At 61.2% G+C, this 15,000-nt stretch carries 11 protein-coding genes; 2 read left to right on the plus strand and 9 right to left on the minus strand.

The genetic code is table 11. The annotated features are described in order from the left end of the window. Positions 1 to 3 precede the first annotated feature (3 nt). Positions 4 to 831, plus strand: coding sequence for an ammonia-dependent NAD(+) synthetase (gene nadE / locus ACP7A2_RS25030; protein WP_348061768.1), 828 nt, complete (start codon positions 4 to 6; stop codon positions 829 to 831). Between the two features lie 214 nt (positions 832 to 1,045). On the opposite strand, the gene azu is transcribed toward nadE, so the two are convergent. Then, positions 1,046 to 1,492 carry an azurin gene (gene azu, locus ACP7A2_RS25035; RefSeq protein ID WP_426136472.1) on the minus strand — a complete coding sequence of 149 codons (447 nt, stop codon included), beginning with the start codon at positions 1,490 to 1,492 and terminating at the stop codon, positions 1,046 to 1,048. Between the two features lie 332 nt (positions 1,493 to 1,824). On the opposite strand from azu, the gene ACP7A2_RS25040 reads away from it, so the two are divergent. After that, positions 1,825 to 2,007 (plus strand): hypothetical protein, encoded by a 183-nt coding sequence (locus ACP7A2_RS25040; protein ID WP_348061770.1) that lies wholly within the window; start codon positions 1,825 to 1,827, stop codon positions 2,005 to 2,007. Positions 2,008 to 2,173: 166 nt separating this feature from the next. Here the strand turns inward: ACP7A2_RS25040 and ACP7A2_RS25045 are convergent, their stop codons facing one another. The 8 genes from ACP7A2_RS25045 to dnaB form a co-directional block, all read right to left on the minus strand. Further along, positions 2,174 to 3,064, minus strand: coding sequence for a transglutaminase family protein (locus ACP7A2_RS25045; protein WP_426136473.1), 891 nt, complete (start codon positions 3,062 to 3,064; stop codon positions 2,174 to 2,176). Beyond that, entirely contained in the window at positions 3,064 to 5,550 is a 2,487-nt protein-coding gene (locus tag ACP7A2_RS25050) for a circularly permuted type 2 ATP-grasp protein (protein WP_426136474.1), read from the minus strand. The genes ACP7A2_RS25045 and ACP7A2_RS25050 overlap by 1 nt, the downstream gene beginning before the upstream one ends. Positions 5,551 to 5,647: 97 nt before the next feature. Further along, entirely contained in the window at positions 5,648 to 8,938 is a 3,291-nt protein-coding gene (locus ACP7A2_RS25055; protein ID WP_426136475.1) for a DUF2126 domain-containing protein, read from the minus strand. A 188-nt stretch (positions 8,939 to 9,126) separates the two neighbouring features. Beyond that, on the minus strand, positions 9,127 to 9,576 hold the full coding sequence (locus tag ACP7A2_RS25060) for a hypothetical protein (RefSeq protein ID WP_426136477.1): 450 nt from the start codon (positions 9,574 to 9,576) through the stop codon (positions 9,127 to 9,129). Beyond that, a complete protein-coding gene (locus ACP7A2_RS25065; protein ID WP_314562022.1) occupies positions 9,573 to 10,031 on the minus strand; it encodes a hypothetical protein in 459 nt (152 codons plus the stop codon). Before ACP7A2_RS25065 ends, ACP7A2_RS25060 begins: the two co-directional genes overlap by 4 nt. After that, positions 10,028 to 10,948: an NAD synthetase gene (locus ACP7A2_RS25070; RefSeq protein WP_426136478.1), complete on the minus strand. Its 921-nt coding sequence runs from the start codon at positions 10,946 to 10,948 to the stop codon at positions 10,028 to 10,030. The genes ACP7A2_RS25065 and ACP7A2_RS25070 overlap by 4 nt, the downstream gene beginning before the upstream one ends. A gap of 220 nt (positions 10,949 to 11,168) precedes the next feature. After that, the gene (locus ACP7A2_RS25075) at positions 11,169 to 13,469 is read right to left on the minus strand and encodes a YgiQ family radical SAM protein (protein ID WP_426136479.1); all 2,301 of its coding nucleotides are present in this window, start codon (positions 13,467 to 13,469) and stop codon (positions 11,169 to 11,171) included. Between the two features lie 192 nt (positions 13,470 to 13,661). Further along, positions 13,662 to 15,000: replicative DNA helicase (gene dnaB, locus ACP7A2_RS25080; RefSeq protein WP_426136481.1), on the minus strand; the 1,339-nt coding region annotated here is incomplete at its 5' end.

Below are 15,000 nucleotides of genomic sequence, written 5' to 3' on the forward strand. Positions count from 1 at the left end.
ATCATGCAAGCCGTACAGCGTGAGATTGCGCAGCAGCTCAAGGTCCAGGCGCCCTTCAACGATCAGGCCGCCCTTGAAGCAGAAGTCGCCCGCCGCGTGGCGTTTATCCAGGATTGCTTGCGCAATTCCGGGCTCAAGACATTGGTGCTGGGCATCAGTGGTGGCGTCGACTCCCTGACCGCAGGCTTGTTGGCCCAACGCGCGATGAAAGAACTGCGCGCCAGCACGGGTGATGAGGCTTACCGGTTTATTGCGGTGCGCCTGCCCTACGAAACCCAGTTCGACGAACTCGATGCCACAGCGTCAGTGGACTTCATTGAGCCAGACGAACGCCACACCGTGAACATCGGCCCGGCGGTGAAAGCCCTGGCCAATGAAGTGGCGGCGTTTGAAGGCAAGGCGGCGGTGTCCCGTGATTTCGTACTGGGCAACACCAAGGCGCGCATGCGCATGGTGGCGCAATACACCATCGCCGGTGCGGCCGGTGGCTTGGTAGTCGGTACTGACCATGCAGCGGAAGCGGTAATGGGCTTTTTCACCAAGTTCGGTGATGGCGCCTGTGATCTTGCGCCGTTGAGCGGGCTGGTGAAAAACCAGGTGCGTGCAATTGCACGGCATTTTGGTGCGCCGGAGTCGTTGGTCGAGAAAGTGCCGACGGCGGACCTGGAAGACCTGTCGCCAGGCAAGCCGGACGAAGCGTCACATGGCGTGACGTACGCCGAGATCGATGCCTTCCTGCACGGCGAGCCGGTGCGTGAGGAAGCATTCAGGATTATCTGCGATACCTACCGCAAGACTGAGCACAAGCGGGTCATGCCATTCGCGCCCTGAACACTTTAGTGAAGGGGCCGTTGTGGCGAGCGGGCTTGCCCCGCGTTGGGCTGCGCTGCACCCCCAGTAAGGCAAACGAGGTCATTCAGACGGACCGAGTTGCAGGTTATAGGGCTGCTTCGCAGCCCAACGCGGGGCAAGCCCGCTCGCCACAGGTTTTCGCCGCCCACAAAAAAGCGCCCCGCAAGGCGCTTTTTTTGCCGCTGAAACCCTGTTACTTAACGACCACAGTGCCTTTCATCATCGAGATGTGCCCTGGGAACGAGCAGAAGAACGCGTAATCAGTCCCCGCCGCCAGCTTCGATACATCGAAGGTTACCGAGTCTTTCTCGCCAGCACCGATGATTTTGGTGTGGGCGATGATGCGGTCGTCACCTGGTTTCAGGTAGTCCTTGTCAATGCCGGCGGCCATGCCGTCAGTGGCGACTGGCTGCATGTTGGCGGCACTGGTCAGCACCCAGTTATGACCCATGACGTTTTTCGGCAGGTTGCCGGAGTGGGTCAGTTCAACGGTGAACGTCTTGCAGCTTTTGTCGATTTCAACGGCTTTGGTATTGAAAGACATCTGATCGGTGGAGTCGACGGTGACCTTGCACTCTGCGGCAAGCAACTGGCCGCTCGCCAGAGTCAGCAGGGAAACAGCAACGAGTTTGGCAAACATGTGAATCTCCAAGGCAGGGTTTAAAAATGCGTATTGCGACAAGGGTGCATCAGGCTGGCAAAGATTCTTATGATCTGAGTCAACAGATTGTATACAACTTTAGGCTATCAGCGTGATCAACACAATCTACCAGCCAAAGCCGCGTCACCCGCCTATGATCGGCCCATCAACCACTGGAGCCTGCGCCATGCACCTCAACCAACTGTTCAACGGCCTGCTGGCCGCTTACGCCTGCGGTAAGTGAGGCCCTGGCGCGCTGCTAAGCTGATACCATAGCGTCCCAAGGCAGCTGCGCGCCGCCCACCCTCACCTTCGACCCTAGAGGATCGCCCATGGCCAAACCTAATTACTCCTTCGCCAAACGTCAGAGAGACTTGGCCAAGGAACAGAAGAAAGAGGAAAAACTGCAACGCAAGAAAGCTTCTGCAGACGAAGAAGCCGGCGCACTGAACCCGGATGCGGAAGGTGAAGTGGCAGCAGACGACACCGAAACACCGAAAGATCCGGCTGAATAATTGATCGTTCCCACGCTGTGGCGAGCAGGCTTGCCCTGCGTTGGGCTGCGAAGCGGCCCTGAAACCAGACACCGCGGTTTGCCAGGCATAAAGGGGTGATCGTCTTGGGGCTGCTGCGCAGCCCAACGCAGGGCAAGCCTGCTCGCCACAGCGGGCTCCCCAGCCGTTACTCCAGCGGCATCACCGTCACCCGAACCTCCGGGTCATGGCTCCCTCCCCCCAGAATCACCCCCCGCAACGGCGACACATCGGAGAAATCACGGCCCCAGGCCAGGGTGATGTGCTCCAGTGCCGGCTGCACATTGTTCGTCGGATCAAAATCCACCCAGCCTGACACCGGGCAATACACCGACACCCACGCATGGGACGCATCGGCGCCGATCAGCCGTGGCTGGCCGGGCGGTGGCTGGGTCAGCAGGTAACCACTGATATAGCGCGCCGCCAGCCCCCGCGAGCGCAAGCACGCGAGCATCAGGTGGGCGAAGTCCTGGCACACGCCGCGCCGGCGCTCGAGCACCTCCACCAGTGGCGTGGCAACCTGCGTGGCCTCGGCATCAAAGGTGAATTCGCTGAAAATCTTTTCCATCAAGCCCTGCACGCCCAGCAGCAAAGGCTTGCCGGGCGGGAAACAGGTTTCGGAAAACTCCACAAAGGTATTTTTCAGGTGCACGTAAGGTGATTCGAATCGATACCGACAGGCTTCCAGCTGTTCAGGCGACAGCGCCTGGCTGCTGTAAGTGAGGCTGTCGCAGGTCTGATCCCAAGGCGGCGACAAGTGGAAATCCAGTGAAGGCCGCGCCAGCACCTCCACGGTCAGCCCGGCATTCACCAGCAATTCATCGTGGGGCCGCTCAAAGGCCAGCCGCGTGATCGGGTTGCCAAACACATCCAGCTCATCGCGTCGCGAAGAAGGCTGCGGGCTGATATCCAACTGTTGCCAGGTGCAGCGCTGCCAGGCGCACGGGCGTGGCCACAAATGCGCCAGCTGCTGGGCCAGGGACACCGGGCTGTCGTAGTGGTAATGGGTATCGTGAAAAATCTGGTAGCGCGCACTCATCACACCGACACCGTTTGCTGGCTGACATCATCCACATGGGCAAAATGGCGCAGCGCCAGGCGGTCTGACACTTGCCCACTCTCATCGGCGACTGCTTGCAGCAAGTCGGCCAGGCCATCCAGTGCGGCACGCACGCTGGACTCACCAAACAGCGAGTTTTCCAGGCACCCCAGGTCGAACCGCGAAAGGCGCTCCACCAACGGCGCCAGGCCGGTTTCACGGGGCACGGCAAAATCATCGTTGAGGCGACGCAACGTGCGGCTGACCAGTTTCAACTGGAACAACACCGCGTGCGGGTTTTGCTCATCCAGCAACAACAGGTCGAGCACCGGGATCAACTGCGGCACTGCCAGGTAGCGCGACCGGTAGGTGATGCTGCTGTTGCCCAGTTCGAGCAACCACTCAAGCCCGGCCTGATCGAACACCGCCACACCGCGCAGGAACGCCGCGAGGCTGCTGCTCAGAAATTGCAGACGCTCGATGCGCCGGCCCATCATCAAGAAGCGCCAGCCTTCGTCGCGGGTCATGTCGTCCAGCGCAAAGCCAGACAACGCCGCCAGCGACATCACCAGGCGATTGAGAAAATCCAGCAACTCGCCGAAGTCCGGCGATTCGCTTTCCAGCTCCAGGGCTTCACGTTGCAGCTCCACCAGGGCCTGCCAGTTTTCCCGGGACAACTTGCCGCGCACCTGGGACGCTGCCCACTGCAGACGCTGCAGGTTGGCGCGCAGGCTGGAGGGCCAGTCATCACCGAGCAAGGCGGCGAGCAGACGCTCGGGCAGCTCGCCCTCCTCCGGCAACAGGCGCAGGTTCTCGCCCAACTCGACGGCCGCCTGCAAGGCCAGGGGATCATCGCCATCCACATAGCGCGCCAGCACGATACGCAGCCAGCGCGCGCTGTTATCGCAACGCTCGCAATAACGGCCGAACCAGAACAGGTTTTCTACCACACGCGACGGCAGGTAAGGGTCGCGGCGCACCAGATCATGGGCGCCAATGGCGCGCTGTGCACGCCAATGTTCGCCGCCGATGGCACGTTCGCCGAGCACCCACGTGTCCTTGCTCGCGCCGCCACGTTGCATCGACACCACTTCGGCATCGGCATCGGCCGCCACGCGGGTCAGGCCGCCGGGCAGCACGCGATAGCCTTCAGCGCTGGCCACGGCGTACACACGCATGCCGATGGCGCGGTGTTGCAGATGGTCATCGACGGTGTGCCACACCGGGGCCTGGGACAGTTGCGCCAGTTCCTGGGCGACATACGCGTAAGGCCGCGCGCGCATGCGTTCGGCCAGGGCCTGGCGCTGCTCATCATTCAAGTCGCGGCCAAATACCGGCGCGAAACTTTGCGACGGGAACGCCGGCTTGATCAGCAGCTCCGGCAGTTTCTCCAGCGCCTCGGCGAGCACCGGCGCTTCACCGCACCACCAGGTGGCGATGGACGGCAGGATCAGTTCTTCGCCAAACAGGAATTCGTTTATTTTCGGCAGAAAGCCAAGCAAACCTGGAGATTCCAACACGCCGCTGCCCAAGGCGTTGGCCACCAGCACATTGCCCTGGCGCACGGCGTCGAGCAGGCCGGGCACGCCGAGGGCCGAGTCGGTACGCAGTTCCAGCGGGTCGCAGAAGTCGTCGTCCAGGCGGCGCATGATCGCGTTCACCCGCCGCAGGCCGCTGAGGGTTTTCAGAAATACGGTGCTGTCGCGCACGGTCAGGTCGCCGCCTTCCACCAGCGGGTAGCCGAGCTGGCGCGCGAGGTAGAGGTGTTCGAAATAACTTTCGTTGAAACGCCCCGGCGTGAGCAGCACGATCAGCGGCGGCTGATCATCGCCGGGCGCCTGGCGGGCCAGGGTTTCCTGCAAGGTGCGGAAGAAACCGGTGAGGTGCTGCACCTGCAAATCGCGGTACAGGTCCGGAAATGCGCGGGAAACGATGGTGCGGTTTTCCAGCGCATAACCTGCGCCCGAAGGCGCCTGCGTACGGTCGGCGGTGACCCACCAGCGACCATCCGGGGTGCGCGCCAGGTCCACGGCGTACAGGTGCAGAAACGCACCGTCCGGCGGCTGGATACCCTGGCACGGCCACAGGAAATTGTTGTGACCAAACACCAGTTCGGCGGGCAGCAGGCCTTCCTTGATCAAGCGCTGCGGGCCATACAGGTCAGCCAGTACGGCATTGAGCAGGCGCGCACGCTGGGCGATACCGGCCGACAGGTGTTGCCACTCATCGGCGGCCAGCACATGGGGCAGCAAATCCAGCTCCCACGGGCGGTCGGCGCCCTTGGGGTCGGCGTAGACGTTGTAGGTCACGCCGTTTTCCTGGATCTGGCGGGTCAGCAGCGCCTGGCGCTGGGCCAGTTGCGCGGGGGTGCTGCGTTGCAGGTGATCGAGCAAGCGCCGCCAGTGGGCACGCACGGCGCCACTGTCATCCAGCAATTCGTGATAAGTACCCGCGGTCAGTGGGTAACGGTCGAGCAAATCGGACATGGAACGCTCGGCAGGGGCAAGGGGGCTCAGTTTAAAACACATTCACTGCAATCTAACTGTGGGAGCTGGCTTGCCAGCTCCCACAGTTGAATTGCATTTAGTCATTTTTATTGGGGAAACGCCGCAAATCCAGGGTCATGGGCAACTCATCGTTCACCACTACCGTTGGCACCGGGAGTTTTCCGGGGGTATGCCCCAACCGGAAAAACCGCGCCATGCGCCGGCTTTCAGCTTCGTTGGCATTCACCGGCAAGCTGTCGTAATTGCGCCCGCCCGGATGGGCGACATGATACTGGCAACCGCCCAGCGAGCGCTGCATCCAGGTGTCGAGCAGGTCGAATACCAGCGGCGCGTGCACCGGGATGGTCGGTTGCAGGCAGTTGGCCGGTTGCCAGGCGCGGTAACGCACGCCGGCGACGAACTCGCCCACACGCCCCGTGGCGTGCAGCGGCACCGGGATGCCGTTGCAGGTCAGCAGATAACGTTGCGGCGCCAACCCGCTCAACTTCACCTGCAAACGCTCCAGGGACGAATCCACATAACGCACCGTGCCACCCACCGCGCCCTCCTCTCCCAGTACGTGCCAGGGCTCCAGGGCCTGGCGCAGTTCCAGTTCGATACCGCTGACGGCGTAGTCGCCAACCTTGGGGAAACGAAATTCCAGGTGCGCAGCAAACCATTCGGCGCGCAGCGGGTAACCTGCCGCGTTGAGCTCGACGATCACATCGGCGAAGTCCTGCTCGATAAAGTGCGGCAGCAGGAAACGGTCGTGCAGTTCGGTGCCCCAGCGCGCCAGTTTCGGCGGCGCGTAAGGCTCACGCCAAAAGCGTGCGACCAAGGCGCGCAGCAGCAGCTGCTGGGTCAGGCTCATGCGTGCGTGGGGCGGCATTTCAAACGCGCGCAGTTCCAGCAGGCCCAAGCGGCCAGTGGCACCGTCGGGCGAGTAGAGTTTATCGACGCAGAATTCGGCACGGTGGGTGTTGCCCGTCACGTCGATCAGCAGATTGCGCAACAGGCGATCCACCAGCCATGGCGGGCAGTCTTCGCCTGGCGCAGGCATTTGCGCGAAGGCGATTTCCAGCTCGTACAGCGCATCGTTACGCGCCTCATCCACCCGTGGCGCCTGGGAGGTCGGGCCGATAAACAGGCCGGAAAACAGGTACGACAAGGACGGATGGTTATGCCAATAGCTGATCAGGCTGCGCAGCAAATCGGGCCGGCGCAGGAACGGTGAGTCTTTGGGCGTCGCGCCGCCAAGTACAAAATGGTTACCGCCGCCGGTGCCGGTGTGGCGCCCGTCGATCATGAATTTTTCAGTGGTCAGGCGAGTCTGCCGCGCCTCTTCGTAGAGGAACTCGGTGCGTTCCACCAGCTCATCCCACGTAGCGGACGGCTGCACGTTCACCTCGATCACACCTGGGTCCGGGGTAACGCGGAAGTTGCTCAGGCGCGTGTCGGCCGGTGGTTCATAACCTTCCAGCAGCACCGGGCAATGCATCTCCTCGGCAGTGGCTTCGATGGCGGCCACCAGCTCCAGGTAATCCTCGACGCGTTCCAGCGGCGGCATAAACAGGTACAGCCGACCTTCCCGCGCTTCGGCACACAGCGCGGTGCGCGTCAGCCAGTCGGCGGATTCATCGACCTTCGGCTCACGCTCATCGCTCGGCGCAGGTTCGCCATGGCTTTGCAATTGCGCGGTGGTCGGCAGTTCCGGCTGATCCTGGTTCGGGTCAGTCGGGTGTACAAACGGATACTCCGCCGCCGTCACCCAAGGCTGCGAAGCCAGGGGCAGACGATAGCCCAGCGGCGAGTCGCCGGGCACCAGGCGGCAATGGTTATCGCGCAGGAACCAAGGCCCGCTCTGCCAGCGGTCATTGGCGGCGGTGCGCGCCAATGGCAGCACTTGGCCGATGACTTTATCCAGCCCCTGGCGGAACACTTTGCGCAGGCGCTCGCGCTCCAGGTCGTCGCTCAGGCGCGGGTCCTGGGCGGTGACGTTCTGCGGTAACGCGCCTTCGCGCCACAGGTAGTAGAAGTTGTCTTCAAAGGCCGGGAACACAAAGCGTGCCGGCAGCTTGAGGCGTTCGGCGACGCTGGCCAGAAAACGCCCAGCCAGCACGCCATCGGCGCCGTAGTCCTGTTGCTCATCGGCGATCAGCGCGCTGTTGTGCCAGATCGGCACGCCGTCGCGGCGCCAGTAGCAATTAAGCGACCAGCGCGGCAGTTGTTCGCCGGGGTACCACTTGCCCTGGCCGAAGTGCACCAGGCCCTGTGGCGCATAATGCGCGCGCATGCGCTGGAACAACTCGGCAGACAGGCGACGCTTGTCCGGCCCCAAGGCAGCGGTGTTCCATTCGGCGCCGTCGGGGTCGTCGATGGACACGAAGGTCGGCTCGCCGCCCATGGTCAGGCGCACGTCGTCCTTGAGCAGGTCGCCGTCGATTTGCCGCCCGAGGCCCTGGATCGCCAACCATTGCTCTTCGGTGTAGGGCTTGGTGACGCGCGGGGCTTCCCAAATCCGTTCCACCGACATTTCGTGGGTAAATTCGCACTCGCACGGTTCCACCAAGCCACTGATCGGCGCGGCAGAAGACGGATCGGGACTACAGGCCAGCGGGATATGCCCTTCACCTGCGAACAGACCGGACGTGGCGTCCAGGCCAATCCAGCCGGCACCGGGCAAATACACCTCGCACCAGGCGTGCAGGTCGGTGAAGTCCACTTCAGTGCCGGACGGCCCGTCGAGGGCTTTGACGTCGGCGGTGAGCTGGATCAAATAGCCGGACACAAAGCGCGCCGCCAAGCCCAGGTTGCGCAGCAATTGCACCAGCAACCAGGCCGAGTCCCGGCAGGAGCCGGACGCATTTTCCAGGGTGAACTCCGGCGTTTGCACGCCCGGTTCCATGCGGATCAGGTAGCCGATATCGGCGGCCAGGCGCTGATTCAGGCCCACCAGAAAATCCACAGCGGGCAACGGCGTGCGGTCGATGCCGGCCAGGTAGGCGGCAAACCTCGGCGTCAGCGGCAAGGTTTCCAGGTACGGCGCCAGCTCGCGCTGCTCATCGGCGGCGTAGCTGAAAGGGATTCTTTCGGCGTAGGGTTCAAGGAAAAAGTCGAACGGGTTAAATACCGCCATCTCGGCGACCAGGTCGACCTCAATACGCAGCTCGTCAGTTTTTTCCGGAAACACCAACCGCGCCAGGTAATTGCCCTGGGGGTCTTGTTGCCAATTGATGAAATGCTGCTCGGGCAACACTTTGAGCGCGTAAGACAAGATCCGCGTGCGGCTATGGGCCGCCGGACGTAAACGCACAATCTGTGGGCCGAGTTCGACAGCGCGGTCGTAGCGGTAATGCGTAACGTGGTGCAACGCGACATGAATCGACACGGCGGCCTCCTGCGAGCCAGGGCATGGAAACAAAGCGCGCAAGACTTATGCCAGAGCGGCCGTCATTGCGCTTTATCGTGGGACCCGGTGCAGTACAGCACCAAAACGGCGCCATCGTAGGTGCCACGGTGCAAGAGCTGCACACATTTGTGGCGCCAGTGGGTGGGATGGGTGGTGAATCTACCCAGTCAACGGGATTTGCGCTCTGTAACCATGGCGTCCCGCAGTTGCCGCACCTCAAGCAACTTCTGGCGCATTTCGCGGTGACGCTTGCTGTTGAGCAGCAATAGCCCAAGCAACGGGAGCAGCAGGCTCAAGGCATACATCAACCTGTTCGGTTGATCATTGAGGGTTGGCACTACTCCGAGAAAACACAGCCCCAAAAGCACCACCAACGGCTGCGCCCATTGCGGACGCCCGCGCGCAATCATGAAGTTGCAATGAACGATAACCAGGGTAAGTGCGATACCAACGAAGAAGGAGTACTTGACGTTGTCCGCCATGGAAAGATTGGGCGCATAACTGTCGAAAAACGCCGGGACTGCAAATACCAGAGTAAAAATGCACGCAAATATCGCCCCCATGAAGACCGGGAAATAGCGCGCGAGGAATCTGTTTATCGAAGGCGGCTGCTTCACATGCGACTACTCGATCTGACGGTTGATTTGACCGCCTGCCGAATGCGACGGATTCCCACGAGTTTCGTGCGCATCTCTCGTTGAACCTTGCTGTTAAGTGTCAATAATCCGAGCAATGGGAATAACAGCGCCAACCCATAAAGAACTTTGTGAGGCTGGAATTGAACCATCGGAACTACAAACAGTAGACAGGCGACGTAGATACCGACCATTACCCACACCCAGGAGGGTCGGCCCCGCAAAATCATAAAGTTGCTATGGACCGTCAACAGAATGAGCAGCGCCCCGACAGACATGATCTTGAGCCCCACTTGAGCAATGGGCGCATCACGAAAATAGGTGATGAACGCCAGCGCCACAGCCAACGCCAAAGAAAAACACGCAGCAAATACGCCGCCCATAAACGTCAGAAAGTATTGCCTGAAAAAGTCGCGTAGCGTCATCAATTCGCTCATTCGCTTACTTCCTCGTACAGTCCAATCGCGATGGTGTTGACGTTACCGGAGTAGGCACTCCCGCCGAATCCTACGCTTGCGCCCAGGACGTCTTTAATCTGGGTAATGGTGCTGTGCTTGAGCTGCGTAGGGGTGAAACGCTTGGTGAGCTCACCCGACGCCTGCCTCAATTTGAGCATCTTCGCGGTCAAGTTGGGATGATTGATGCTCAGCAGCTCTTTCGTCAGCTTGGCTCTTTCCTGGCGATTCAAACCGCGAAGCACGTCACGCAGGCTCTTGCCCGTCGATGCTTTGGCGGCCCTGACCAGCTTGACCGTCGTCAGGGCCGAAGCGCCCACGCCTGCCAGTGATACGGCGTCCAGCACGATGGACGCATTCTGGTACCAGCTTTCACTGTCGAGCGAATCCTTGACCTCAGGTTTGGCGACTTCCAGCGCTGTTCGGGCAATGCCGTTAAAGCACTGAAGCGTACTTGCGCCGGCAGCCGCATACCCCACTACAACGATGACGGAACTGGCGCCAGCGCTGAAAGGCACCAGAATTGTTCCACTGGCGATCGCAGCCCAACTGATGACCGCCCCCAAGCAGGAGATTCCGGTATTCACGGCTTCGCCAATCAGTCGCGATTCTCGAGGATTGCTCACGACATGTTGAGCAAACTGCGTTGGCGCAATGTACCTCTGCGCTTCACGCAAAATGATGCGCTTGGGCTTGATGCTGCAAATGGGCTTGAATTCGCGCAGGGTAATGACGTTGAAATCGGCATCGATATACACGACGCCTGCGCCGACAATGCCGGGGTCGGCGTCGATGGCTGCGAACAGGTGCGGGAGGTTGATCTGGCTTTCGATGCGCTGACGCGCCATGAACTGGGAGCGGTTGGAGTCCATGCCGATGCCGGCCAGGGGGTTGCCCATGGGTGTTCTTCCTTGAGAGTTAGGGTGGCCAGACGGGCCTCATCGCAGGCAAGCCAGCTCCCACAGTGGGCCGCGTTTCAATGTTAGAACGCGGTCAACTGTGGGAGCTGGCTTGCCTGCGATGGCAATTTGATGGGCGCCACCTTAACAAACAGGCTCTCCAACGCCTAGAAAGCAAAACGCCAGCACGAGGCTGGCGTTTGGCATGTTCAGGCTGCGATCAACGCGGCACAACCGGCTTGCGCGCAGGCTTCTTGCCTTTGCCCTTGGCCGCGTCGGTGCGCTCTTTAGCCGCCTGCTTGTTACGCACCATGGCTGCCGCCTTGGCTTGTTCGCGCTTGTCCCACGGGTTGCTGCCGTCGCTGCCGCGCGGTGGCAGGCCGGTGTGCTGGGTAAGGATTTTGGTGGTTTCCTTGGCGACCTTGTGGCTGCCCGCTGGCGTCGAGTTCTTGCGACGGGCGCTCTGGTAGCTGTCGGTGGACGGCTGGTGCAGCGGAATCAACTGTTCCTTGCCCGGCCCGATCAGGTCGGCGCGGCCCATGCGGGTCAATGCTTCACGCAGCATCGGCCAGCCTTTCGGGTCGTGGTAGCGCAAGAACGCCTTGTGCAGACGGCGCTGCTCTTCGCTCTTGACGATGGTCACCGCATCGCTCTTGTAGGTGACCTTGCGCAGCGGGTTCTTGCCCGAGTGGTACATCGCGGTGGCGGTGGCCATCGGCGACGGATAGAACGCCTGCACCTGGTCGGCGCGAAAATCATTGCGCTTGAGCCACAGGGCCAGGTTCATCATGTCTTCATCGGTGGTGCCCGGGTGGGCGGCGATGAAGTACGGGATCAGGTACTGCTCCTTGCCCGCTTCCTTGGTGTACTTCTCGAACATGCGCTTGAACTTGTCATAGCTGCCAATGCCCGGCTTCATCATCTGGTTGAGCGGACCTTCCTCGGTGTGTTCCGGGGCGATCTTCAGGTAGCCACCGACGTGGTGGGTGACCAGCTCTTTCACATATTCGGGCGACTCAACGGCCAGGTCATAGCGCAGGCCGGAAGCGATCAGGATCTTCTTCACACCCGGCAACGCACGGGCGCTGCGGTACAGCTGGATCAATGACGAATGGTCGGTGTTCAGGTTCGGGCAGATGCCGGGGAACACGCACGATGGCTTGCGGCACGCGGATTCGATTTCCGGGCTCTTGCAGGCGATGCGGTACATGTTCGCGGTCGGGCCGCCAAGGTCGGAGATCACGCCGGTAAAGCCTGGGACCTTGTCGCGGATCTCTTCGATCTCGCGAATGATCGACTCTTCGGAACGGTTCTGGATGATGCGGCCTTCGTGCTCGGTGATCGAGCAGAAGGTGCAGCCGCCAAAGCAGCCACGCATGATGTTCACCGAGAACCGGATCATGTCGTAGGCCGGGATCTTTTCCTTGCCGTACGCCGGGTGCGGGATACGTGCGTAAGGCATGCCAAACACGTAGTCCATTTCTTCGGTGGTCATCGGAATGGGCGGCGGGTTGAACCACACGTCCACTTCACCGTGCTTCTGCACCAGGGCGCGAGCGTTGCCCGGGTTGGTTTCCAAGTGCAACACGCGGTTAGCGTGAGCGTAGAGCACGGCGTCGCCGCGGACCTTTTCTACCGAGGGCAGGCGGATCACGGTTTTGTCGCGGGTCATGCGCGGGCTGGCCAGAATCTGCACGACTTTGGCTTCTTCCGGATCGTCCACGGGCCCCTTTTCCTGCTCGATGGCGCAGGCCTGGGTGTCCTGAGTGTTGACGTACGGGTTGATGATCTTGTCGACCTTGCCCGGCCGGTCGATACGCGTGGAGTCCACTTCGTACCAGCCCGCAGGCGTGTCACGGCGAATGAACGCAGTGCCGCGCACGTCGGTGATGTCTTCGATCTTGTGGCCCCACGACAGGCGCTGGGCAACCTCGACGATCGCGCGCTCGGCGTTGCCGTACAGCAGGATATCGGCGGCGGCGTCGATCAGGATCGAGTTACGCACACGGTCCTGCCAGTAATCGTAGTGAGCGATGCGGCGCAACGAGGCTTCGATGCCGCCGAGTACGATCGGCACATTCTTGTAGGCTTCCTTGCAACGCTGGCTGTACACCAGGCTGGCGCGGTCCGGGCGTTTGCCGGCCATGCCGCCTGGGGTGTAGGCGTCGTCGGAACGGATTTTCTTGTCGGCGGTGTAGCGGTTGATCATCGAGTCCATGTTGCCGGCCGCGACGCCGAAGAACAGGTTCGGCTCGCCGAGCTTCATGAAGTCGTCTTTGGACTGCCAGTTCGGCTGCGCAATGATCCCGACGCGAAAGCCCTGAGACTCCAGCAGCCGGCCGATGATCGCCATGCCGAACGACGGATGGTCAACGTAGGCATCCCCGGTGACGATGATGATGTCGCAGGAATCCCAGCCAAGCTGATCCATCTCCTCCCTGCTCATCGGCAGGAATGGCGCTGGGCCGAAACATTCGGCCCAGTACTTGGGATAGTCAAATAACGGCTTGGCTGTTTGCATGACGATGACCGGTGTTGAGATGAAAAATCGCGGGCGCGGAATATAGCACAAAATTTGACCAATTCCGACGGCAGCAGTCGGAATTGTGGTGACGCCATCGCAGGCAAGCCAGCTCCCACATTTGAAGGTATTTACACTCCAAGTGTGGGAGCTGGCTTGCCTGCGATGAGGCCCTTACAGACACTCACGGATTTACTCGTCGTCGAAGTTATAACTGCCCGGCGCAAGGTTTTCGAAGCGGGTGTATTTGCCGATAAACGCCAGGCGCGTGGTACCGATCGGGCCGTTCCGCTGTTTACCGATGATGATTTCGGCGATGCCCTTGTGCTCGGTTTCCGGGTGATACACCTCGTCCCGGTACACGAACATGATGACGTCGGCATCCTGCTCGATCGCTCCGGATTCCCGCAAGTCGGAGTTGATCGGGCGTTTGTTCGGGCGTTGCTCCAGGGAGCGGTTGAGCTGGGACAGCGCCACCACCGGGCAGTTGAATTCCTTGGCGAGGGCTTTCAACGAGCGGGAAATCTCGGAAATCTCGTTGGTTCGGCTGTCACCGCTGGAGCCCGGGATCTGCATCAGTTGCAGGTAGTCGATCATGATCAGGCCGATTTCGCCGTGTTCACGCACCAGGCGTCGGGTGCGCGCGCGCATTTCCGAGGGGCTGATACCGGCGGTGTCATCGATGAACAGCTTGCGGTCGTTGAGCAGGTTGACCGCCGACGTCAGGCGCGGCCAGTCGTCGTCTTCCAGGCGGCCCGCCCGCACTTTGGTCTGGTCGATACGGCCGAGCGACGAGAGCATCCGCATGATCAGCGATTCGCCTGGCATCTCGAGGGAGTAAACCAGTACGGCTTTCTCGCTGCGCAGTACCGCGTTTTCCACCAGGTTCATCGCAAAGGTGGTTTTACCCATCGACGGACGGCCCGCGACGATAATCAAGTCGGCCGGTTGCAGGCCGCTGGTCATGCCATCAAGGTCGGTGTAGCCGGTGGACAGGCCGGTGATGGCGTTGTCGGTGTTGAACAGCGTGTCGATACGGTCGATGGCTTTGGTCAGCAGGTCGTTGACGCTGACCGGGCCGCCGGTTTTCGGCCGCGCCTCGGCGATCTGGAAGATCTGCCGTTCGGCTTCGTCGAGGATCTCTTCAGCGGTACGCCCTTCCGGGTTGAAGGCGCTGTCGGCAATTTCAGTGGCGATGCCGATCAACTGGCGCAAGGTCGCCCGCGCGCGGACGATCTGCGCGTAGGCCTTGATGTTAGCGACCGACGGGGTGTTTTTCGCCAATTCACCGAGATAACCCAGACCGCCCACTTGCGAGGTCTGACCTTCCTTGTCCAATTGCTCGGCAAGGGTCACGACGTCGATCGGGGAGTTCAGATCGGCCAGCTTGGCGATGGCACGGAAGATCAGGCGGTGGTCATGGCGATAGAAGTCACCGTCCGAGACTTGATCCAGCACGCGTTCCCAGGCGTTGTTGTCCAGCATCAAACCACCGAGCACGGCCTGTTCGGCCTCGATGGAATGCGGCGGC

The organism is Pseudomonas sp. PWP3-1b2, from assembly GCF_049896045.1.
In the GTDB taxonomy this organism is placed as follows: domain Bacteria; phylum Pseudomonadota; class Gammaproteobacteria; order Pseudomonadales; family Pseudomonadaceae; genus Aquipseudomonas; species Aquipseudomonas antarctica_B.

What these genes read in the sequence shown, in the direction of transcription:
- ACP7A2_RS25045 (WP_426136473.1), bottom strand. Translation starts at nt 3,064, where the DNA reads ATGAGTGCGCGCTACCAGATTTTTCACGATACCCATTACCACTACGAC.
- ACP7A2_RS25065 (WP_314562022.1), bottom strand. Translation starts at nt 10,031, where the DNA reads ATGAGCGAATTGATGACGCTACGCGACTTTTTCAGGCAATACTTTCTG.
- ACP7A2_RS25075 (WP_426136479.1), bottom strand. Translation starts at nt 13,469, where the DNA reads ATGCAAACAGCCAAGCCGTTATTTGACTATCCCAAGTACTGGGCCGAA.
- ACP7A2_RS25040 (WP_348061770.1), top strand. Translation starts at nt 1,825, where the DNA reads ATGGCCAAACCTAATTACTCCTTCGCCAAACGTCAGAGAGACTTGGCC.
- nadE (WP_348061768.1), top strand. Translation starts at nt 4, where the DNA reads ATGCAAGCCGTACAGCGTGAGATTGCGCAGCAGCTCAAGGTCCAGGCG.
- ACP7A2_RS25050 (WP_426136474.1), bottom strand. Translation starts at nt 5,550, where the DNA reads ATGTCCGATTTGCTCGACCGTTACCCACTGACCGCGGGTACTTATCAC.
- ACP7A2_RS25070 (WP_426136478.1), bottom strand. Translation starts at nt 10,948, where the DNA reads ATGGGCAACCCCCTGGCCGGCATCGGCATGGACTCCAACCGCTCCCAG.
- azu (WP_426136472.1), bottom strand. Translation starts at nt 1,492, where the DNA reads ATGTTTGCCAAACTCGTTGCTGTTTCCCTGCTGACTCTGGCGAGCGGC.